The 22000-nt window shown below is 69.6% G+C and carries 18 protein-coding genes and 1 pseudogene; 13 read left to right on the top strand and 6 right to left on the bottom strand.

Annotated features, from left to right (window positions below):
• Window positions 1–4: 4 nt before the first annotated feature.
• From M1M07_RS17405 to M1M07_RS17395, 3 genes are read left to right on the top strand one after another with little or no spacing between them, the layout of a single operon-like run.
• Complete coding sequence (locus tag M1M07_RS17405; RefSeq protein ID WP_197256252.1) at window positions 5–1477, top strand: mannitol dehydrogenase family protein; 1473 nt, start codon at window positions 5–7, stop codon at window positions 1475–1477.
• On the top strand, window positions 1474–2406 hold the full coding sequence (locus M1M07_RS17400; RefSeq protein ID WP_248675004.1) for a carbohydrate kinase: 933 nt from the start codon (window positions 1474–1476) through the stop codon (window positions 2404–2406). The genes M1M07_RS17405 and M1M07_RS17400 overlap by 4 nt, the downstream gene beginning before the upstream one ends.
• On the top strand, window positions 2403–3854 hold the full coding sequence (locus M1M07_RS17395) for an FGGY-family carbohydrate kinase (protein WP_248675003.1): 1452 nt from the start codon (window positions 2403–2405) through the stop codon (window positions 3852–3854). Before M1M07_RS17400 ends, M1M07_RS17395 begins: the two co-directional genes overlap by 4 nt.
• On the opposite strand, the gene M1M07_RS17390 is transcribed toward M1M07_RS17395, so the two are convergent.
• Window positions 3830–4201: a polynucleotide kinase gene (locus M1M07_RS17390; protein WP_248675002.1), complete on the bottom strand. Its 372-nt coding sequence runs from the start codon at window positions 4199–4201 to the stop codon at window positions 3830–3832. The two genes, M1M07_RS17395 and M1M07_RS17390, sit on opposite strands and share 25 nt — an antisense overlap.
• A gap of 294 nt (window positions 4202–4495) precedes the next feature.
• Here M1M07_RS17390 and M1M07_RS17385 point away from each other — a divergent pair, with 294 nt between their 5' ends.
• Window positions 4496–4876 carry a hypothetical protein gene (locus tag M1M07_RS17385; RefSeq protein WP_248675001.1) on the top strand — a complete coding sequence of 127 codons (381 nt, stop codon included), beginning with the start codon at window positions 4496–4498 and terminating at the stop codon, window positions 4874–4876.
• 9 nt (window positions 4877–4885) lie between these two features.
• On the opposite strand, the gene M1M07_RS17380 is transcribed toward M1M07_RS17385, so the two are convergent.
• Window positions 4886–5077, bottom strand: coding sequence for a hypothetical protein (locus M1M07_RS17380; RefSeq protein WP_197255815.1), 192 nt, complete (start codon window positions 5075–5077; stop codon window positions 4886–4888).
• A gap of 58 nt (window positions 5078–5135) precedes the next feature.
• Window positions 5136–5816, bottom strand: coding sequence for an NUDIX hydrolase (locus tag M1M07_RS17375; protein WP_197255813.1), 681 nt, complete (start codon window positions 5814–5816; stop codon window positions 5136–5138).
• Between the two features lie 64 nt (window positions 5817–5880).
• Here M1M07_RS17375 and M1M07_RS17370 point away from each other — a divergent pair.
• Window positions 5881–6792, top strand: a pseudogene (locus tag M1M07_RS17370) (ADP-ribosylglycohydrolase family protein); the annotation flags it as partial.
• A gap of 51 nt (window positions 6793–6843) precedes the next feature.
• Window positions 6844–7344 (top strand): macro domain-containing protein, encoded by a 501-nt coding sequence (locus M1M07_RS17365; RefSeq protein WP_248675025.1) that lies wholly within the window; start codon window positions 6844–6846, stop codon window positions 7342–7344.
• A gap of 619 nt (window positions 7345–7963) precedes the next feature.
• Here the strand turns inward: M1M07_RS17365 and M1M07_RS17360 are convergent.
• Window positions 7964–8875 carry a neutral zinc metallopeptidase gene (locus M1M07_RS17360; protein ID WP_197255809.1) on the bottom strand — a complete coding sequence of 304 codons (912 nt, stop codon included), beginning with the start codon at window positions 8873–8875 and terminating at the stop codon, window positions 7964–7966.
• A 140-nt stretch (window positions 8876–9015) separates the two neighbouring features.
• Between M1M07_RS17360 and aspS the strand changes: the two genes are divergently transcribed.
• Window positions 9016–10824, top strand: a complete 1809-nt coding sequence (aspS, locus tag M1M07_RS17355) for an aspartate--tRNA ligase (RefSeq protein ID WP_248675000.1) — start codon at window positions 9016–9018, stop codon at window positions 10822–10824.
• Window positions 10825–11138: 314 nt separating this feature from the next.
• Complete coding sequence (locus M1M07_RS17350; RefSeq protein WP_248674999.1) at window positions 11139–12308, top strand: kinase; 1170 nt, start codon at window positions 11139–11141, stop codon at window positions 12306–12308.
• A gap of 25 nt (window positions 12309–12333) precedes the next feature.
• On the opposite strand, the gene M1M07_RS17345 is transcribed toward M1M07_RS17350, so the two are convergent.
• A complete protein-coding gene (locus M1M07_RS17345) occupies window positions 12334–13953 on the bottom strand; it encodes an alkaline phosphatase (RefSeq protein ID WP_248674998.1) in 1620 nt (539 codons plus the stop codon).
• Between the two features lie 159 nt (window positions 13954–14112).
• On the opposite strand from M1M07_RS17345, the gene M1M07_RS17340 reads away from it, so the two are divergent.
• Window positions 14113–15519 carry a replication-associated recombination protein A gene (locus M1M07_RS17340; RefSeq protein ID WP_248674997.1) on the top strand — a complete coding sequence of 469 codons (1407 nt, stop codon included), beginning with the start codon at window positions 14113–14115 and terminating at the stop codon, window positions 15517–15519.
• Here M1M07_RS17340 and M1M07_RS17335 read toward each other — a convergent pair.
• Window positions 15516–15758, bottom strand: coding sequence for a hypothetical protein (locus M1M07_RS17335; RefSeq protein WP_197255801.1), 243 nt, complete (start codon window positions 15756–15758; stop codon window positions 15516–15518). The two genes, M1M07_RS17340 and M1M07_RS17335, sit on opposite strands and share 4 nt — an antisense overlap.
• A gap of 209 nt (window positions 15759–15967) precedes the next feature.
• On the opposite strand from M1M07_RS17335, the gene alaS reads away from it, so the two are divergent.
• The 4 genes from alaS to M1M07_RS17315 are packed head-to-tail and all read left to right on the top strand — an operon-like array spanning window position 15968 to window position 21837.
• On the top strand, window positions 15968–18634 hold the full coding sequence (alaS, locus tag M1M07_RS17330) for an alanine--tRNA ligase (RefSeq protein ID WP_197255799.1): 2667 nt from the start codon (window positions 15968–15970) through the stop codon (window positions 18632–18634).
• A 2-nt stretch (window positions 18635–18636) separates the two neighbouring features.
• Entirely contained in the window at window positions 18637–19158 is a 522-nt protein-coding gene (gene ruvX / locus M1M07_RS17325) for a Holliday junction resolvase RuvX (protein WP_197255797.1), read from the top strand.
• Complete coding sequence (gene mltG / locus M1M07_RS17320) at window positions 19155–21014, top strand: endolytic transglycosylase MltG (RefSeq protein WP_248674996.1); 1860 nt, start codon at window positions 19155–19157, stop codon at window positions 21012–21014. The genes ruvX and mltG overlap by 4 nt, the downstream gene beginning before the upstream one ends.
• Window positions 21004–21837, top strand: a complete 834-nt coding sequence (locus M1M07_RS17315) for a shikimate dehydrogenase (RefSeq protein WP_197255795.1) — start codon at window positions 21004–21006, stop codon at window positions 21835–21837. Before mltG ends, M1M07_RS17315 begins: the two co-directional genes overlap by 11 nt.
• Window positions 21838–22000 lie beyond the last annotated feature (163 nt).

The following is a 22000-nucleotide window of genomic DNA, read 5'->3' as shown; positions in this document are numbered from 1 at the left end:
CACCATGCGCGTGAGCCGGCAGACACTGCCCCACCTGCAGGTACCCGTACCGAGTTATCGCCGCGAGGACGTCACCGTCGGCATCGTGCACTTCGGTGTCGGCGGCTTCCACCGCGCCCACCAGGCCATGTACGTCGACCGGCTCCTCGAGCAGGGGCTCGCGCAGGACTGGGGCATCTGCGGCGTCGGGGTGATGCCGCGCGACCGCCGGATGCAGGAGGCCCTCGACGAGCAGGACGGTCTCTACACTCTCGTCCTCACGCACCCGGACGGCAGATGGGAGCCGCGGGTGATCGGATCGATCGTCGACTACCGTTACGCCCCCGACGATCCCGAGGCCGTCGTCGAACTCCTCGCGGCGCCGACCACGCGGATCGTCTCGCTGACCATCACCGAGGGCGGCTACAACATTCGGCACCACACCGGGGAATTCGACGCCGACGATCCCGCGGTCCGGCGCGACCTCGACTCCGGCGAGCCGCCGGCCACCGTGTTCGGGCTCGTCACCGAGGCTCTCGCCCGTCGGCGTGCCCGTGGACTGCGGGCGCCGACGGTGATGTCCTGCGACAACATCGAAGGCAACGGCGACGTCGCCCGGCGGGTGTTCACCGCCTACGCCCGGCTCGTCGATCCCGAACTGGCACAGTGGATCTCCGACAACGTCCGGTTTCCGAACTCGATGGTCGACCGGATCACCCCCGTCACGACCGACGAGGTCGTGACGGCGCTGTCCGAACGCTTCGACGTGCAGGACCGCTGGCCGGTCGCCGCCGAACCGTTCGCCGCGTGGGTCCTCGAGGAGGATTTCGCGGACGGCCGGCCCCCCTTCGAGAAGGCAGGGGTGCAGGTCGTCGACGACGTCGCGCCCTACGAACTGATGAAACTGCGCCTGCTCAACGCCGGTCACCAGGGGCTCGGCTATTTCGGGTATCTGATGGGATACCGGCTCGTCCACGACGCCGCGCAGGACCCGCTCATCGCCGGATTCCTCCGCGACTACATGGACCGCGAGGCCACACCCACACTGAAACCGGTGCCGGGTATCGATCTCGACGACTACAAGCGCACGCTCATCGAACGATTCGCCAACCCCGAGATCCGCGACACCGTCGCCCGGCTGTGTGCCGAATCGTCCGACCGGATCCCCAAATGGCTGGTGCCGGTGATTCGGGAGAACCTGGCCGCGGGAGGTCCCGTGCGACTGTCCGCCGCCATCGTCGCGTCGTGGGCCCGCTACGCCGAGGGCGTCGACGAACACGGGCAACCCATCGAGGTGGTCGACCGGCTCGCCGACACGCTCGTTCCCCTCGCGCGCCGGCAACGGTCGCACCCCACCGCGTTCGTCGAGAACACCGAGGTGTTCGGCGATCTCGCCGGCAACCGCCGGTTCGTCGACGCCTACACCGGGGCGCTCGACACCCTGCACCGCGACGGTGCACGGGCCACGCTGGAAGTGCTTGCGGGAGAACACCGATGAACGGGCACGCGCTGGTGGTCGGAGAAGCGCTCGTCGACATCGTGCAGCGGGACGGGAAGGAACCCGTCGAACACGTGGGTGGAAGCCCGCTCAACGTCGCGGTGGGACTCGGACGTCTCGGCCGGGCGGTGCGGTTCACGACGCGGGTCGCGGACGATCCGCGGGGCACCCGCATCATCGACCACCTTGCCGGATCCGGCGTGAGCCTGACCCCGGGCAGTGCCGCCGCCGAACGCACCGCCACCGCACAGGCCACGATCGACGACCGAGGCGCCGCCCACTACGAATTCGACATCGCCTGGGATCCCGTCGAACCCCCGCCCACGGTCGACGCCGTCCTCGTGCACACCGGGTCCATCGCCGTCGTGCTGGAACCGGGCTGCGACCTCATCGCGGAACTGGTTGCGCAGCAGTCGAGCGCATCCACGGTGAGTTTCGACCCGAACATCCGGCCGGCGCTGATCTCCGATGTCGCCCGGGGCCGGGCCCGCATCGAACGCCTCGTCGCGCTCGCCGACGTCGTCAAGGCCAGCGACGAGGACCTCGCGTGGTTCGCGCCCGACCGCGACCCACTCGACACCGCACGCGACTGGCTCTCGCGCGGACCGGCGATCGTCGTCGTCACCCGCGGCGCGGAAGGCGCCGTGGCGGTGTGCGCGGCTGGTGTCGTCGAGGTCCCGGCGGTACAGGTCGAGGTGGCCGATACCGTCGGTGCCGGCGATGCGTTCACCGCCGGACTGCTCGACGGACTGTGGACCCGCGGCCTGCTCGGTGCCGACCGGCGGGACGCGTTGCGTGCCATCACGGTCGACGACCTGCGCGACGTGCTCGGGACGGCGGCGTGGACGTCGGCGCTGACTGTCGCGCGTGCCGGAGCCGACCTGCCCACCCGTGCCGAGCGGGACGCCGCGCAGGAGGGCGTCGCGTGACCCCCGTCGAGGGGGTCGGCCCGTCCGTGCTCGTCGCCGGAGTCGACTCCTCCACGCAGTCCTGCAAGGTCGTCGTGTGCGACGCCGAGACCGGTGCCGTCGTGCGCGAGGGCCGCGCGGCGCATCCGTCCGGCACCGAAGTGGATCCGGTGGCGTGGCGGTCGGCCTACGAGCTGGCGTGTGCCGAGGCCGGGGGGCTCGACGACGTCGCGGCCGTCGCGGTCGGTGCGCAGCAGCACGGCATGGTGTGCCTCGACGTCGAGGGTGCCGTCGTGCGCGATGCGCTGCTGTGGAACGACACCCGATCATCTTCTGCTGCACAGGATCTCGTCGATGAACTGGGTGGCGTCGCGACGTGGGCCGACGCCGTCGGCGTGGTTCCGCTCGCCGCGATCACCGTTGCGAAGGCGCGGTGGCTCGCCGACCACGAACCCGGCAACGCACGGCGCACCGCTGCCCTGTGCCTGCCGCACGACTGGCTCACCTGGACCCTGCGCACCGACCGGACCCTCGACGCTCTGGTCACCGACCGTAGCGACGCCAGCGGCACCGGATATTTCGACGCGGCAACCGACACCTACCGCCGCGATCTGCTCGAACTGGCGCTGCGCCGCCGTCCTCCGGTTCTCCCGCGGGTCGCCGGGCCGGCCGAGCAAGTGGGGCGGACCCCGTCGGGCGCGGTACTCGGCCCGGGCGCCGGTGACAACGCCGCCGCGGCCCTGGCGCTCGATGTCCGTGAGGGCGACGTCGTCGTCTCGATCGGCACCTCGGGGGTGGTGTCCGCCGTCTCGCCGACACCCGCGCGGGACGCCGACGGTTACGTCGCGGGCTTCGCCGATGCGACCGGGCGGCACCTGCCGTTGGTGTGCACGCTCAACGGTGCCCGAGTTCTCGACGCCACGGCGACGATGCTCGGCGTCGACCACGCCGAACTCTCCCGCCTGGCACTGTCGGCCCCGCCGGGCAGCGGCGGCCTGGTGCTGGTCCCGTACCTCGAGGGGGAGCGGACCCCGAACCGGCCCGACGCCACGGGCGCCCTGCACGGACTGAACCTGGCCACCGCGACCCCGGCGCATCTCGCGCGCGCCGCCGTCGAAGGTCTGCTCTGCTCGCTCGCCGAGGGCATCGACCACATCGTCGCGCAGGGCACGCACGTGCGCCGGGTGCTGCTGATCGGGGGTGGAGCCCGCTCGCGGGCACTGTGTGAAGTCGCCCCCGCCGTCCTCGGTATGCCCGTCGACGTCCCCGAACCGGGTGAGTACGTCGCGCGCGGCGCGGCGCGGCAGGCCGCCTGGACGCTGCGCGGCGGTGACGAGCCTCCGGCCTGGGAGCCGGGTGCGGTCCGGCGTTTCGAAGCCGACCCGACTCCGCACGTGCGGGAGCGCTACGCGCAGGTGCGAGACCTGACCGACGGTGCGCCGGTTCAGAAGTGGCCCTCGGCGACCTGAAAACACACCAGGCCCATCCGCCGCCACATGCGCACCACCTGATCGCGATCGTCGAGGACCGCGACGATGCGGTAGCGGTGCCGGATGTGGGCGTCGAACAACTCGGCCTTGACGATCGAATCCTTGCGATTGTCACCGGCCGCGCGCATGTACAGCTCGTCGTACGGGATCTCGTGCCGGGCGAGCCACTCCTCGGTCTCGGGACGGCAGACGCCGTCGCGGCCCGAGAGCAGCACGACGGCGAACCCGTCGGGCGCGGCGGCGAACGCTCTGACCGCGGCCTCGACGGCGGGGGAGACGGTGTCCTCACCCACCCGGTGCCAGTGATAGGGACTGCGGTCGCTCATGTGCGCGAGAGTGCCGTCGATGTCGACGAGCCAGGCCGGGGGCAGCGTCGGATCCTCGACGTACCGCGCCGGTGGCGGAGCCGCCCCGCTCGGAGGACGATGCCGTTTCCTCGCCGGGTGCTCTCGGTGTCGGGTCTTCCTGGTCACGACCGTGGATACCACCTGTTGCCTTCGGTGGAACGGAGGCGCACTGTGGGATGGCGGTGGGACGTCCCAGGTGGTGTCCGGGTAGGGGGTTCGGTGGGCGCGACATCCGAAACATCCGATCGCAGCAGGTCGGCCGCGGCTCGCCGCGTGGGTTACGTCGTGGCGGTGCTGATCGACGCCGCGATGCTGTATGCGATCAACGTCCGGCCCGGCTGGGAGGTGGTGCCCTTCCTCACCGAGGACACACCGGCGGTGCTGGGATGGGTCAACGCCTCGATCGTCGTCGGTCTCGTGGCGAATCTGGTGTATCTGGTGCGGGATCCGCGGTGGCTGAAGGCGCTCGGTGACATCGCCACCACGGCGGTCGGTCTCGTCGCGCTGCTGCGGATCTGGCAGGTGTTCCCGTTCGACTTCGGGACCGACGCGTTCGACTGGCCGCTCGTCGTGCGAATCCTGCTGGGGCTGGGCATCGTCGGCAGCGGCATCGCAATTCTCGTCACACTGTTCACGGCGGCGCGGAGGCCCTGACCTCACGGCTCAGTCGGGTGCCTCGTCCCCGGGTTCGACGGGTTCGACATCTTCCCGGTCGGACCTGCTCCCCGGAACATCGCGTTCGTCGCGCTCACGCTCTATCTTGCGTTCCAGGTCGTCCACGATGCCGCTGAGCTCGTGGCCCGGACCCTTGTCGTCGGCTCGTGTCCCCGGACCGCTGTCGTCCGCTTGTGTCACAGTGCTGCCCTCCTCGGCTCGGCGTGAGCCAGATACCCGCGGACCGCGCGGGGCAAACTCAGCCGGTGAGCAGGACCGCGGCCTGCGCCGGAAGCTGTGCGGCCCCGCGTCGGCGGAACAGTTCGGCGGGCCGGCCGTGCCCGGGATTCGACAGCCGTCCGGTGCTGTCGAGGGCCGCGACGACGTGGCGGCGGAACGAGTCCTTCTGCAGCGGCCGGTCGAAGATCGCCTCGTACAGCAGGCGCAGATCGAGCACGGTGAACTCCTCGCCGAGCAGCCGATCGGGGTCGACCTGTGCCGCGTAGCGTGCGCGCAGGTCGTCGACGGCCAGCCGCACCATATCGGCGTGGTCGAACGCGAGATCACCGTCGACCGTGCCGCCGTGGACGACGTGTAGTGTCGCGTCGTCGGGCAGGTCGGTGACGGGGACCGCGGCGGTGTGCGCCATCGAGATCACCCAGCCGCGTTCGTCGCGGTCGGGATCGTCGAACATCCGCAGCTGGTGGAACTTCAGGCCGGTGATGTGTGCCTTGTCCCGGAGTGCGCGCTCGGCGGCGTCGACGAGACGCTCGCCGCGGTGCAGGAATGTGCCGGGGAGAGCGCGACCGCCGAGATGATGATCCACGACCAGGACCCGTAGCTCGCCGTCCAGACAGGTCAGCACCGCGACATCGACGGCGACGGAGGGGCGGTCGTAGTCGGCGAGGGTCTTGCCCGCCCGATCCTTCGGTGCACTCACGTTTGCATATTAGCGCAATGCTGATCTAACCTTAGCGCAATCTTGATCTAATGAGGAGGCTGCAATGAATGTGACTGCACAGCAGAGGGATCGGGCCGTCGGGGTACTGCTCGGAACCGCCGCGGGCGACGCCCTCGGGGCCGGTTACGAATTCACCTACCCCTCGGCCGTCACGAGGATCGACATGATCGGCGGCGGCACGTTCGCGTGGGAGCCGGGGGAGTGGACCGACGACACCGCCATGGCCCTGGCGATCGCGTCCGTCGCGGCGACCGGCGTCGACATCGGGCGCGGCCGCGGCCTCGATGCGGTCGCCGCGGAGTTCGTCCGCTGGTACGACTCGAATCCGAAGGACATCGGCAACCAGACGCGCAACGTCCTGGGTCGTCGCGCGGGCGACGCCGCCACCATGCAGGCGCATGCCCGGGCGTTGACCGGCCGCAAAGCGGGGAACGGATCGCTCATGCGTACCGCTCCCGTCGCACTCGCCTATCTGGACGACGGGGCCGGATGCCTCGAAGCTGCCGCGCAGATCAGCGCGCTCACGCACGACGATCCGACCGCGGAACAGGCGTGCCGCCTGTGGTCCCACGCCATCCGGCACGCGGTGCTGTACGGAACCTTCGACGGTGTGCGCGGCTTCCTGAAGATCGCGTCACCCGAGGTCGCCGACTTCTGGCGCCCGCTGCTCGACGAGGCGGAACGCGGCACGCCCGCCGACTTCGCCAACAACGGCTGGGTCGTACACGCCCTGCAGACCGCGTGGTGGGCGATCACCACCACCTCCGGTGCCGGCGAGGAGCACCTGCGCGGCGCGCTCGAGGCCGCGGTGCGGGCGGGCGGCGACACCGACACCACCGCCGCGATCGCGGGTGGGCTGCTCGGAGCGCGATGGGGCGCCGCGGCGATCCCGGCACGGTGGCGTCGCATGCTGCACGGCTGGCCGGGCCACACCGCCGACGACCTGATCCGGCTCGCGCTGGACACTGTGAACGGCGGCCCGCGGGGAACCGATCCGCGGCGCCGGATCAGGGTGGTGCAGGGAGACATCACAACCCTGCGCGTCGACGCCCTCGTGAATCCGACCGACCCGAATTTCAGCGGTGACGGCGGCGTGGATCGGGCCGTGCACCGGGCCGGTGGACCGGCGATCCGCGCAGCCTGCGACACGTTGCGCGCAACCACCCTGCCGCACGGGCTGAGCGTGGGTGCCGCCGTGGCGACGACTGCCGGCAACCTCCCGGCGACGTGGATCGTCCACACGGTGGGTCCGCGCTATTCGCACTCCGAGGATCGCACTGCGCAGCTGCGCGCGGCGTATACGCGAAGCCTGGCGGCCGCCGAAGCGGTGGGCGCCCGGACGGTCGCCTTTCCGCTGATCGCCGGCGGTGCCGCGGGCTGGCCGATCGACGACGCGGTGCGCCACGCCGTCGCCGCTCTCACCGAGGTGCACACCGCGCTCGAGCAGGTGACGCTGGTCGCGGCCGACGCTCGCGCGGCCGCGCTGCTGCGCCGGGAAGTCGGGTAGAAAAAGGCGAAGGTTACGCCGGGCCTGCCGCAATCGGCCACAAAATGTGATCGCAATCATAATTAATCGAATCGTGTCCGAGTTTTCGCAAATGTCTCCGAATTGCGCACAATGCGGGATCGAGGTAACAATTGATGCGGCGCACGACGGCGTCACTGAAATACAAGATCACAATTAGGAGTTACCCGTGCTCGATCTCGCCACGCTGGCCGACATCTTCAGCAACGCCGCCGACCTGTTCGGTGCCCTCGACTTCTTCTCGGGCCTGAGCAGCCAGTAGTCTTAGCGCATCAGAGACCTGCAGGTATGTACCTGCAGGTCTCTTTTGTTTTCCGGCAAGAGATTGCTTCCGAGCATTTTGTCGGATTCCGCACGGACGTCGCGGTTCGTTCAGGGACAAATGCCATTCGTGTAATTCCGATCGTGATTCGACCGTAATTGATCTTCTGCATTCGGAAACCGAACTTCCCGGCAGGACGAAACTGATCTTCCAGGATAGTGGAAAGTGATCTTCCGACCTCTCCGAACGATTCGTGGGAAAGCGTCGAAACGGTCCCGAAAACGCAAGAGCCGGATGCTCGTTCGAGCACCCGGCTTCGTTGTTGCGGCGTACGGCAGGTCAGCGCAGCGCCGGCGGATTGTCGAGGTCCGACGCCGAGTAGGTGTCACACGCAGCGACCTGGCCGGTGCGGTAACCGGCGAGGAACCACTTCTGACGCTGCTCCGACGAACCGTGCGTCCAGCCCTCCGGATTCACCCGACCCGTCGCGGCCGCCTGGATGCGGTCGTCGCCGACCGCCGAGGCCGCGGAGAGCGCGTCACGGACGTCGTCGTTGGTGAGCGGGACGAGGAAGGGCTGACCGGTGTTCGGGTCCGCCATCTTGTCCGCGTGGTACGCCCACACGCCTGCGTAGCAGTCGGCCTGCAGTTCCGTGCGCACCGCACCGGACTCGGGGCCGCGCGGGTCGGCCTGCGCGCGGCCGATATCGCCGAGCTGCGTCTGCAGATGGTGTCCGAACTCGTGGGCGACGACGTACTCCTGCGCCAGCGGGCCCCCGCTCGATCCGAAGCGGGTCACGAGCTCCTGGAAGAAGCTGGTGTCGAAGTACGCGGTCTGGTCGGCCGGGCAGTAGAACGGGCCGACGTCGCTGGTGGCGTTGCCGCACCCGGTGGATGTCGCGCCGGAGAAGATCTCGACCTCGGGACGCACGTAGCGCACGCCCGTCTGCGCCTGCAGCTGCGATTCCCACACCAGATCGAGGCTGCCCACGGTCGCGGCGACCCGGCAGTCCACATCCTCGTTGGCGTCGGCACCGGTCTCGCAGCCCTCCAGGGTCCCGGCCCCGGCCTGGGTGTTCGGATCGACCGTGCCCGATCCGAGCAGCGAGCCGGGATCTCCACCGAACAGCAGCGCCAGGATCAGCACGAGGATGCCGCCCACGCCGCCGCCGACGGCGATCTTGCCGCCGCGTCCGCCGCCGCCCTGGCGGACCCGGCCCGCCTCGATCCGTGCCCCGTCGTTGAACGTCATCGCATCGCCTTCTTGTTGCAGGTGCTACAGCCGCACAAGCTTGGCACGTCGAATCGGGTACGGGTGTCCTCGTCGCCCTCGTGTCTTTCGTAGGATTACAGCCGACGAAGAACCTCGTTGATCATTTCGAAAGGAATTCCGTGCTGCGCACCCATCTCGCCGGCTCGTTGCGAGCCGAGCACGCCGAGCAGTCCGTCACCCTCACCGGTTGGGTTGCCCGGCGGCGCGACCACGGCGGGGTGATCTTCATCGACCTGCGTGACGCATCCGGTGTCTCCCAGGTCGTCTTCCGCGACGCCGCGGTTCTCGAACAGGCCCACCGCCTGCGCGCCGAGTTCTGCGTCAAGGTCACCGGTGTGGTCGAGGTGCGGCCCGACGGCAACCAGAACTTCGACATTCCGACCGGTGCCATCGAGGTCAACGCGACCAAGCTCGAGGTGCTCAACGAGGCTGCGCCGCTGCCGTTCCAGCTCGACGACCAGGCCGGTGAGGAAGCGCGCCTGAAGTACCGCTACCTCGATCTGCGTCGCGAAGGACCGGGCAAGGCCATCCGCCTGCGCAGCAAGGTCAACGCCGCGGCCCGCGCGGTCCTGGCGCACCACTCGTTCGTCGAGGTCGAGACGCCCACGCTGACGCGCTCCACGCCCGAGGGCGCCCGCGACTTCGTCGTGCCCGCGCGCCTGCAGCCCGGCAACTTCTACGCACTCCCGCAGAGCCCGCAGCTGTTCAAGCAGCTGCTCATGGTCGGCGGCATCGAGCGGTACTACCAGATCGCCCGCTGCTACCGCGACGAGGACTTCCGCGCCGATCGCCAGCCCGAGTTCACCCAGCTCGACGTCGAGATGGCCTTCGTGACCCAGGAGGACGTGATCCTGCTGGCCGAGGAGATCCTGCACGCCCTGTGGCGGCTCGTGGACTTCGAACTCCAGACTCCGATCCCCCGCATGACCTACGCCGAGGCGATGCGCCGGTTCGGTTCCGACAAGCCGGATCTGCGGTTCGACATCGAACTGGTCGAATGCAAGGACTTCTTCAAGGACACCACCTTCCGGGTGTTCCAGGCCGAGTACGTCGGCGCCGTCGTCATGCCGGGCGGCGCGAGCCAGCCCCGCCGCCAGCTCGACGCCTGGCAGGAATGGGCCAAGCAGCGCGGCGCGAAGGGTCTGGCCTACGTCCTGGTCGGCGAAGACGGCGAACTCTCCGGTCCGGTCGCGAAGAACCTCACCGACGCCGAGCGCGCCGGCCTCTGCGACCACGTCGGCGCGAAGCCCGGCGACTGTATCTTCTTCGCCGCCGGCGCCACCAAGCCGATGCGCGCGCTGCTGGGCGCCGCGCGCGGCGAGATCGCCCGCAAGCTCGACCTGATCGACCCCAAGGCATGGGCGTTCGTGTGGATCGTCGACGCGCCGCTGTTCGAGCCCGCCGCCGATGCCACCGCGTCCGGCGACGTCGCGCTCGGCTCGTCCGCGTGGACGGCGGTGCACCACGCGTTCACCTCGCCGAAGCCCGAGTTCCTCGACACCTTCGACACCGATCCCGGCTCAGCCCTGGCCTACGCCTACGACATCGTCTGCAACGGCAACGAGATCGGTGGCGGCTCGATCCGTATCCACCGCCCCGACGTGCAGGAACGCGTCTTCAAGGTCATGGGCATCTCGGAGGAGGAGGCGCAGGAGCAGTTCGGCTTCCTGCTCGACGCCTTCAAGTACGGCGCCCCGCCGCACGGTGGCATCGCGTTCGGGTGGGACCGCATCACGGCCCTGCTCGCCGGAGTGGACTCGATCCGCGAGGTCATCGCGTTCCCGAAGTCCGGCGGCGGCGTCGACCCGCTGACCGACGCGCCCGCCCCGATCAGCGAGGCCCAGCGCAAGGAGTCCGGCATGGACTTCAAGCCCGAGCCGAAGAAGGACGCGGCGAAGAAGGACGATTCCGCGATCTCGGCCCAGTAGAAGCGACCGGTCCGCGCCGGGACCTCGGGGCCGTACCGCTGGAACCTTCCGGTCCGTGCCCCCTGGGACCTGCCGGTCCGTGCCCCCTGGGACCTGCCGGTCCGTGGCGTGTCGACGTCCTGCGCCGACACGCCACGGACCCGGGCAATCCGGACCTCGACCGGCCGGATCCGTCGTTCCGTCCGCCGGAGCGTCGACCGTGACGGACCTGCGGAATCGTGCGTCCGTTCCGTGTCCTTCGAACCTTAGGTCCTAGTCGGATCGAGACTTCTGCAGGACCTGCCCGAGCCTCACACCAGGTAGATTGTGAGGCGATGACTGCAACATTGGCAGACCCCATTTCAGAGGTTGTTCAGGCGGCGGAGAAGCTGCTCACCCGGCGCACCGGTGCGCCGGTGACCCTCGCCGACCCCGTGGACCTGGGTGGCAGCGGCCTCTCCACCGTCCTCCGCGTGCGAGTCGCGGCCAACCCCTTCTCGCTTCCCCGGACCCTGGTCCTCAAGCAACTGCCGCGCACCCGCGGTATCGGACACGTCGACTTCCGCGGCGCCGAAACCGACGAGGAGGTCGCGTTCCTGCGTGAGGCGGTGTCCTACCAGTTCGCGACCGCCCTCGCGAAGGACAACCGGCCCGGTGCCGAACTGCTCGCCTACGATTTCGAAACCCGCCTGCTCGTTCTCAGCGATCTCGGCGACGCGACCCCGCTCGCCTCGCTGCTGCGCAGCGGCGACGCCGACACCGTCGGCAACACCCTGATGGCCCTGGCGCAGGCCCTCGGCCGCATGCACGCCGCGACCGTTGGCCGCGAAGAGGACTTCGCCGCGCTGCTGCGCCGCGCCGACATCGGCAATTGTGCGGACGTGATGGCCCAGCAGGCGGTGCAGGCCATCCGCGCGGTGCCCGACCTGCTCGCCCGCGACTTCGGGCTCACCGTCCCGCAGTCCGTGCTCGACCGTGCGGACCGGGCCGCCAACCTGTTCACCGGCGGACGGTTCCGGGCCTTCAGCCCGTCGGAGCTGTGCCCCGACAACATCGTCGTCGGCGACGAAGGCGTGCAGTTCCTCGACTACGAGTGGGGCGGCTTCCGGGACGCCACCCTCGACATCGCCTACGCGCTCACCTCGTTCCCCGCCTGCCTGTGCACCGCACCGCTGACCCCCGACCGGGTCCGGGCGATGGCGGACGCGTGGCGCGCCGAGGTCGTGGCGATGTGGCCGCAGCTGGCGTTCGACGAAGTGTTCGTCACGCGTCTGCTCGACGCGCAGCTCGCCTGCGTGTGGCTGAGCACCGAGCTGTACCTCCCCGAGGACCACGCCCGGATCGCGTCGGTGCGGACACACCAGCTGTCGGTGCACCGGCTCGATGCGCTCGAGGCGCGGTGGTCGCTGCTCGCCGGTTTCGCCGCCGCTACCGGACACGACGACGTCGCCGAGCACGCGAACGACGTGTTGGCGTGCATCCGGGGTCGTCGCGAGGACGTCTAGACAGGGCGCGTACGTCAGGCGCTCGTCAGCGCACGACATCGCCCAGTGGGGCCGCCGGCTCGACGCGAGCCGACCCGGCGGCCACCCGCATGCTCGCGCCGTACCGCGCAGGGGTCGCCGGATCTGCCCGATCCAGCACGTACATCCAGTCCATCTGCACGGCGTCGGGCGTGACGTCGAGGACCGCGAAACCGTGCGAGTCGAGTTCCACATAGCGCACGTGACGGTTGAGCTCGCGGATCGCCGACTCGATGCCGGGAGAGGACGTGCGCGGCGGGATGCCGAGAAGATCGTCGATGTTCTGCGAGGTCACCGACGTGACGACCAGTTCGGTCGCGGCGGTGCCCGCCGCCGGATAGGCGGCCGGATCGACCGGGACGTCGCACGCCCACGACGTGTGGATGTCACCGGTGAGGAACACGACGTTGCGGCGCCCGGCCGCGGTGATCGCGTCGAGCACCCGACGGCGGTCGGCGGCGTATCCGTCCCACTGGTCCAGGTTGACGGGAACTCCGGTCGAGGGGACGCCCAGGAGCTCGGTCAACGCAGCCGTCGTGTGCGCATCGAGTGGTGGCACCAGCAGCGGTGAGAACATCACCGGATTGCCGACGAGCTGCCAGCGCGTGGGGGAGCTGGTGATCCCGGCGGTCAGCCAGGCCATCTGCTCGGCACCGGTGATCGTGCGGGCCGGGTCTTCGACCGCCCGCACGCCCGAACCGAAGTGGGCCTGCGCGGATCGGTAGCTGCGCAGATCCAGCATCGACAGTTCCGCCAGGTCACCGAACCGCAGCCGCCGATACAACCGCGGGTCCGCGCCCGTGGTCCGCACCGGCATCCATTCCAGGTACGCGCGGCGGGACGCGGCGATGCGATCGGCCCAGGAGCCTTCGATCGCGGGCTCGTGGTTCTCGGCGCCGCCGGACCAGGCATTGTCCGCGGATTCGTGATCGTCCCACGTGACGATCCACGGCAGCCGCGCGTGCAGCGCCTGAACGTCCGGATCGGTCTTGTACTCGCCGTGCCGGATGCGGTAGTCGGTGAGCGTGACGGTCTCGTGCAGCGGCGCATGGCGTCGCACCGGCCCGCTGCGCGGCGCGAACTCGCCGGTCGCGTACTCGTACAGATAGTCGCCGAGGTGCACGATCGCGTCGAGATCCGTGCGGGCCGCGAGGTGCCGGTACGCGGAGAAGTAGCCGTCCTCCCAGTTCGCGCACGAGACGACACCGAACCGGAGCCGATCGGGGCTGGTGTCGTCGCCGGGAGCCGTGCGGGTCCGCCCGATCGGGGAGACCGCACCGGATCCGAGCACGGTGAACCGATAGAAATAGGTGGTGTCCGGGTCGAGACCGGTCGCGTCGACCTTCACGGTGTGGTCGTCCGCCGCGGTCGCGGTGACCGTGCCGGACGCGGTCACCTCGCGGAAACTCTCGTCGGACGCGACTTCCCAGCGCACCGCGGTGTCCGGGCCCAGCCCGGAGCCGGGCGTCGACTCGGGGGACGGGGTGACCCGGGTCCACAGGATCACCCGGTCGGGAAGCGGATCTCCGGAGGCGATGCCGTGCGCGAACGCAGCCGGGACTGCCGACGCGGGAACGGACGTCCCGAAAGCGGCGACGCCGACGGCGATCGCGCCGGAACGCAGCACAACCCGCCTGGGAACCCGCGGGCCTGGCGAAGTAGGGGGCACCGGCCGATCCGACCACACCCTCGGGTCGAGGTAAAGACCGACACACGGGTATCCCCGATGTTCACGCGCGGTGGCGGCCCGTGCCGCGTGTCCGCCGGGCCTTGTAGCGTCGTGGGCGTGAGTGATCTCTTCGGGGCGGACGATCCTGCCGCTTCTCCGGATGCCCTGTTCGAGGCGCCGACGGCGCCGGAACCGGAACCCGAGCCGTCGATCCGACGCGCGAACCTCGGGCCCAGCGGCCCGGGCGCACCGCTCGCGGCCCGGATGCGCCCGCGCAGTCTCGACGAGGTCGTCGGGCAACAGCACCTGCTCGCGCCGGGGGCGCCGCTGCGACGGCTGGTGGAGGGTTCGGGCGCGGCGTCCGTCGTGCTCTACGGGCCGCCCGGCACCGGCAAGACCACGCTCGCCTCGCTGATCTCCGGGGCCACCGGCCGCAGATTCGAGGCGTTGTCCGCGCTCTCGGCCGGCGTCAAGGACGTGCGCGGCGTGATCGAACTCGCGAGGCGTCGGCTTGCCCAGGGCGAGCAGACCGTGCTGTTCATCGACGAGGTCCACCGGTTCTCGAAGACCCAGCAGGACGCCCTGCTGGCCGCCGTCGAGAACCGCATCGTGCTGCTCGTCGCGGCCACCACCGAGAACCCGTCGTTCTCCGTGGTCGCGCCGCTGCTGTCGCGGTCGCTGGTGCTGCAGTTGCAGCCGCTCTCGCCCGAGGACATCCGCGCCCTGCTCGAACGTGCCCGCACCGATCCGCGCGGGCTCGCCGACACGGTCGCGATCACCGACGATGCGCTCGATCACCTGGTGCGGCTCGCCGGCGGTGACGCTCGGCGGGCGCTGACGGCACTCGAGGCGTCGGCCGAGACGGCGGTGGATCGGGCTGCCGGCGGCGACGCGGTCATCGATCTGCCGACCGTCGAATCGAGCATCGACAAGGCCGCGGTCCGCTACGACCGCGACGGCGACCAGCACTACGACGTGGCCAGCGCCTTCATCAAGTCGCTGCGCGGCTCGGACGTCGACGCGGCACTGCACTATCTGGCGCGGATGATCGTCGCGGGGGAGGACCCCCGGTTCATCGCGCGGCGGCTGATGATCCAGGCGAGTGAAGAGGTGGGTATGGCGGATCCGACCGCCCTGCAGACCGCGGTCGCTGCCGCGCAGGTCGTGCAGCAGGTCGGAATGCCCGAGGCGCAGCTCGCCCTGGCGCAGGCCACGATCCACATCGCGACGGCACCGAAGTCGGGGGCCGTGACCGCAGCGCTCGGCGCGGCGATCGCGGATGTGAAGGCAGGCCGGGCCGGGCCGGTGCCGCCGCACCTGCGCGACGGCCACTACAAGGGGGCGCAGGGGCTGGGCAACGCGATCGGCTACCGCTATCCGCACGATCATCCCGACGGGGTCCTGGCGCAGCAGTATCCGCCGGACGAACTCGTGGGCGTGGACTACTACAAGCCCACCGCGCACGGCGCGGAACGGGAACTGGGAGCGCGGGTGCCGAAGCTGCGGCGCATCGTGCGTGGCTAGAGGGCGGTCACGCCCGCGGGCCGGGCGGCGACGTCGAGCTGCGCTACGGTGTCGTTCCAGCCGGCCACGATCTCGGTGAGCCGCTGCAGTTCCTGCTCCGGGATGCGCCGGGTCGTCTCGATGTGGTCGAATAACGTGTCGAGCGAGGCGGCGAGTGCGTCCGCGAGGGTGCGGGCCCGCTCGGCGACCCCTCTGTCCGTGTCACACGTGTCCGTGCCGTGCGCGTTCTGTCCAGACACTGATGCTCCAATCTTCGGCACCGAGAGTCCGTTATGTCTCTCTTGCCCGAAAGGATAGAGAGCCGGCCTCACCGTGGAAAAGGCGGTCCCGGTGAGGGGACCGACGCCGCCTTCGGAAGTCGCGATAAGCTGAACGATGGCCGATTCGTCGGAGTCGGCAGCCCTACCGCGGGCACACACCACACCGCCAGACCCCGAAGGACCATGACGTGCAGACCCACGAGATCCGCAGGCGCTTTCTCGACCACTTCGTGAAGGCCGGCCACACCGAAGTGCCCAGCGCCTCGCTGATCCTCGCCGACCCGAATCTGCTGTTCGTCAACGCGGGCATGGTCCCCTTCGTCCCGTACTTCCTCGGTCAGCAGACCCCGCCGTTCCCGCGGGCCACGTCGGTGCAGAAGTGTGTGCGCACCCTCGACATCGAAGAGGTGGGCATCACCACCCGCCACAACACGTTCTTCCAGATGGCGGGCAACTTCTCCTTCGGCGACTACTTCAAGCGCGAGGCGATCAAGCACGCCTGGTCGTTGCTCACCGGGTCCGTCGAGGAGGGCGGCTACGGCATCGACCCGGAGAAGCTCTGGGCCACGGTGTACCTCGACGACGACGAGGCGTTCGGTATCTGGCGCGACGAGGTCGGTGTGCCCGAGGAACGCATCCAGCGGCGCGGCATGAAGGACAACTACTGGTCCATGGGCATCCCCGGCCCGTGCGGTCCGTGCTCGGAGATCTTCTACGACCGCGGCCCGGAATACGGTGTCGAGGGCGGCCCGGAAGCCGACGAGGACCGCTACATCGAGATCTGGAATCTCGTGTTCATGCAGAACGAGCGCGGCGAGGGCGGTGCCAAGGAGGACTACCCGATCCTCGGGCCGCTGCCGAAGAAGAACATCGACACCGGCATGGGCGTCGAGCGCGTCGCCTTCCTGCTGCAGGGCGTCGAGAACGTCTACGAGACCGATCTGCTCCGTCCCGTCATCGACAAGGCAGAGGAACTGACCGGCAGCCGCTACGGCGCCGAGCACGCCTCCGACGTGCGATTCCGGGTCATCGCCGACCACGCTCGTACCGCCGCGATGCTCATCGTCGACGGCGTCAACCCCGGCAACGACGGCCGCGGCTACGTGCTGCGCCGGCTGCTGCGCCGCATCGTGCGCTCGGCGCGCCTGCTCGGCGCGACCGCCCCGACGATGGCGCAGTTCATGGCTGTCGTGCGCGACACGATGGCCCCGTCCTACCCGGAGCTGGCCACCGACTTCTCGCGTATCGAAACGGTCGCGGTCGGTGAGGAGACGGCGTTCCTCAAGACCCTCGACACCGGCTCGAAGCTGTTCGAGGGTGCCGTCGAGGCGGTCAAGTCCGAAGGTCGGACCGTGCTCGGCGGGGCCGAGGCGTTCACGCTGCACGACACCTACGGCTTCCCGATCGACCTGACGCTGGAGATGGCGTCCGAGGCCGGCCTGTCCGTCGACGAAGAGGGCTTCCGGTCGCTCATGGCCGAGCAGCGCCAGCGCGCCAAGGACGACGCCCGTGCCCGCAAGCACGCGCACGCCGACCTCACCGTGTACAAGGAACTGCTCGACCGCGGACCCACCGAGTTCACCGGCTTCTCCGAACTGGTGTCCGAGGCGAACGTGCTCGCCGTCATCACGGGCGGCGAACGCCTCCACGCCGCGCAGGCAGGCCAGGACGTCGAGCTGATCCTCGACCGCAGCCCGCTCTACGCCGAAGCCGGCGGCCAGATCGCCGACATCGGCACCATTACCGCGACCGGACTGCGCATCAAGGTCAACGACGTGCAGAAGATCGCGAAGCAGCTGTGGGTGCACAAGGTCACGGTGCTCGAAGGTCAGGTCACCGAGGGCGACACCGTCCTCGTGCAGGTCGACCCCGATTGGCGGAAGGGTGCCACCCAGGGCCACTCCGGCACGCACCTGGTGCACGCCGCGCTGCGGCAGGTTCTCGGCCCCAACGCCGTGCAGGCCGGCTCGCTGAACAAGCCCGGCTACCTGCGCTTCGACTTCTCCTGGCCGGGCGCCCTGTCGGAGCAGCAGAAGCAGGACATCGAGGCCGTCACCAACGAGGCCGTGGCCGCGAACTTCCCGGTGAACACCTTCGTCACCGACCTGGACAAGGCCAAGAAGATGGGCGCGATGGCGCTGTTCGGCGAGAACTACGGCGACGAAGTGCGCGTCGTCGAGATCGGCGGACCGTTCTCGATGGAACTGTGCGGTGGCACCCACGTGCAGCACTCGTCGCACGTCGGCACCGTCACCCTCCTCGGGGAGCAGTCCGTCGGCTCCGGCGTCCGTCGCGTCGAGGCCTACGTCGGTCTCGATTCCTACCGGCACCTCGCGAAGGAACGCGCACTGCTCGCCGGTCTGTCCTCGACCCTGAAGGTGCCGTCCGAAGAAGTGCCCGGCCGCGTCGAATCGCTCATCGAGCGTCTCAAGGTCGCCGAGAAGGAACTCGAGAAGACCCGCGCCGCCGCGGTCCTCGCGTCGGCCGGCACCTTCGCCGAGAAGGCCCAGCGGATCGGCGATGTCCTTGTCATCGCCGAAGCGGCACCCGAGGGCGTCGCGGGCAACGACCTGCGCAGCCTCGCCACGGACGTGCGTGGTCGCCTCGGCAGCGAACCCGCTGTCGTGCTGCTGCTCGGCAGCGCCGACGGCAAGGTTCCGTTCGTGGTCGCCACCACCAAGGCGGCCCAGGAGAAGGGCATCAAGGCCGGCGAGCTGGTGTCGAGCTTCGGACCGGCGATCGGCGGCCGCGGCGGCGGCAAGCCGGACATGGCTCAGGGCTCGGGTTCGGATGCCTCCGGAATCCCCGCGGCGCTCGAAGCATTCCGGGCGCGACTGCGCGAGCTGGCCGGCTGACCGTGGCGGCAGTCGCCGGCCCGGATCGCCCGGGCGACGACGACCCCGGACGCGGCCGCCGCATCGGCATCGATGTGGGCAGCGTCCGGATCGGGGTCGCCTCGAGCGACCCCGACTGCATCCTCGCGACTCCGGTGGAGACGGTCCCGCGGTCCAAGGACCGCGGGCCCGACGCGCCCGACATCCGGCGCATTATCCAAATCGTTATGGAATACGAAGCCGTTGAGGTTATCGTCGGTCTGCCGCAGACGCTGCGCGGTGAGCCCGGCAAGGCTGCGAAACTGGCGAGCGACTTCGCGCGCCGGCTTCGGCGGCAACTTCCCGACGTTCCCGTACGGATGGCCGACGAACGCTTCACCACGGTCACTGCGGCGCGAGCCCTCCGCGAAAGCGGAGTCAGCGCGCGCGGTGCACGGCCGGTCATCGACCAGGCCGCGGCCGTCGCCATCTTGCAGGGTTGGTTGGACGAGCGGAGTGCAGCTTTGAACGTGGCCGAGGACGGCGACCAGGGGGGTGGCCGGTGACCGGACGGTCCGACGACGACAACGAGGCAACACAGCAGCATTTCTTCGGTGACGGTTTCGGGGAAGAACCCGTGGACGGTCGCCGGAAGGTCGGTGGCGCCTTCGACAGAATCCGCTCGGAGCCGGAGCAGGAGCTCCGACCGAAAACACGCCCCGACGACGAACCGACGACGGTTCTGCACTTCGAGGAGGGTGTGTTCGACGGCCCGCCGCCGAGCACCGGGAGCGCCGACGCTGGTTACCAGGTCGGCGCTGCCGACGGTGGATACCAGGTCGGCGCCGCCGACGGTGGCTACGCCTCTGAGGGTGGTTACGCGTTCGGTACCTCCGACGGTGGTTATGCGGTCGGTTCGGCCGACGGTGGCTATCAGGTCGGCGCCGCCGACGGTGGTTATCAGGTCGGCGCCGCCGACGGTGGCTCTCAGGTCGGCACCGCCGAGGCCGACTACAGCGGTGACGGGTACGCCTACGACTACAGGGGCGACGGCTACGACGACGACGAGTACGTCGGCGGCTATCGCTATGCCGATCGCGCCGAGGTCTACGGCCGGGGAGACAGTGCCGGCGAGGAAGCCCGCTATGCCGATGAGGACCCCTACGCCGCACCCTACGAAAACGAACCCACACCGTGGCCCGACGCCGAGCGCGCCGAACCGGCCGCGGTGGGCGTGTCCCCGGCGCGGCGCGCACACGAACGGGAGGCCGGCGCACGGAAGAAGCGCGGGCGGGTCATCGGTTCGCTCGCCGTGGCGCTGCTGCTCGTCCTCGCCGTCGGCGGCGGCTTCTTCGTGTACAAGAAGATCGTCGGTCCCGACCTGCCCCCGGACTTCACCGGCCCCGCCGGTCCGGCCGTCATCGTGCAGGTCCGCTCGGGTGAAACCGCCGACGACATCGCCGTCGAACTCGCCGAGAAGGGCGTCGTCGCCAGCGCGTCCGCGTTCTTCAATGCTGCCGTGCAGAACACCGGGATGAACTCGCTGCAACCGGGCTTCTACGCTCTCGCGACGAACCTCCCGGCTGTCGAGGCCGTCGCCGAACTTGTCGATCCGACATCCCGGGTCGGTGCGCTGGTCGTGTCCGAAGGCCGCCAGCTGCACGACATTCGCGACGTCAACACGGGCGCGGTCCGCAAGGGGATCTACACGCTGATCGCGGAAGCGAGTTGCTACGAGGACAGCGGAACCTCCCACTGCCTGACATACGACGAACTCAACCGAGCCGGCGCGAGCACCGATCTCGCCGCGCTCGGAGTTCCCGCGTGGGCACGCCAGGCGGTCACCGGTGTGCCGGACCGTGATCGGCAGCTCGAAGGGCTCATCGCGGCGGGAAGCTGGGATTTCGATCCGTCCGCCAGCGCCACCGAGGTGCTCGCCAAGCTCGTGTCGGCCAGCGCCGAGCAGTACGACCGCACGGGGATCGCCGAGGCCGCCGCCAAGGCCGGTCTGTCGCCCTACGAACTGCTCGTCGCGGCGTCCCTCGTCGAACGTGAAGCGCTCCCTCCGGATTTCACGAAGGTCGCGCGCGTGGTCCTCAACCGGCTCGCGATCGACATGCCGTTGCAGTTCGACTCGACGGTCAACTACTCGCTCGACGAAACCGAACTGGCCACGACCGATGCGGACCGGGAACGGGTGACTCCGTGGAACACCTACGCGAGCCCCGGCCTGCCGGCGACGCCGATCTCGTCGCCGAGCATCGGTGCGTTGCAGGCCGTGGAGAACCCGGAGCCGGGCGACTGGATCTACTTCGTGACCATCGACGCGCAGGGCACGACCCTGTTCGCCGACAACTACGAGGAGCACCTCGTGAACACCGAACGAGCCTTGGAAAGCGGAATTCTCGACAGTGGTAGATGACAACCCGACCGGTGCGCGCAAGGCCGCGGTCCTCGGCAGCCCGATCCAGCATTCGAAGTCGCCGCTGCTGCACCTGGCCGCCTACCGGGCCCTGGGCCTGACCGACTGGACGTACGACCGGATCGAGTGCGCCGGCGAGCAGCTTCCCGCATTCGTCGACTCGCTGGGCCCGGAATGGGTCGGCCTGTCGGTCACGATGCCCGGGAAGTTCGCGGCATTGGCCTACGCCGACGAACGCACCGACCGAGCGGTGACCATCGGCTCGGCGAACACCCTCGTCCGCACCCAGAGCGGTTGGCGTGCCGACTGCACCGACGTCGACGGCGTGACCGGCGCGCTCGGCACGATCGGCGTCACCGACCTCACCGGCCGTTCCGCTGTCGTCGTCGGCAACGGCGGAACGTCCCGGCCGGCCATCGTCGGACTGGCGTCCCTCGGCGTTCGGGAGATCACCGTCGTCGCCCGGTCGGAGGCTCGCGCCACCGAGACGTTCGACTGCGCCGAAGCCGTCGGGGTCACGCCGCGGTGGGTCGCATTCGACGATCCGGGCCTCGGCGACGTGTGTGCCGAGGCGGGGGCCCTGGTGTCGACCGTCCCGGCCGCGGGCGCCGCACCGTTCGCCGACGTTCTGGCGCGCGCCCCGTTCATCCTCGACGCGATCTACGACCCGTGGCCCACGCCGCTCGCGTCGGCGGCGCAGGCCCGGGGCAGCGTCGTCGTGTCCGGCTTGTACATGCTGCTGCACCAGGCGTTCGGTCAGGTCGAACAGTTCACGGGCCGTCCCGCACCGCGCGACGAGATGGCGAAGGCCGTCGGACTGTAGGGAGCGTCTTCGTAGATCTGATACTTCCTGCCACTGACGTGGCAGGCGGTGAAGATCCACGTTTCTCACGGCTACCCACCACACCATCGTGCGATGTTGCGGGCTCGACCGTGTCCCACACCGACGCTTCGGGTGCAGGACGAGTCCTCGACTGTGTCACCCC

Source organism: Rhodococcus sp. HM1, from assembly GCF_023218075.1.
Taxonomy (GTDB): Bacteria; Actinomycetota; Actinomycetes; order Mycobacteriales; family Mycobacteriaceae; genus Rhodococcus.
The sequence above is the reverse complement of the archived record's forward strand: the minus strand, read 5'-3'. Positions and strand labels throughout refer to the sequence as shown.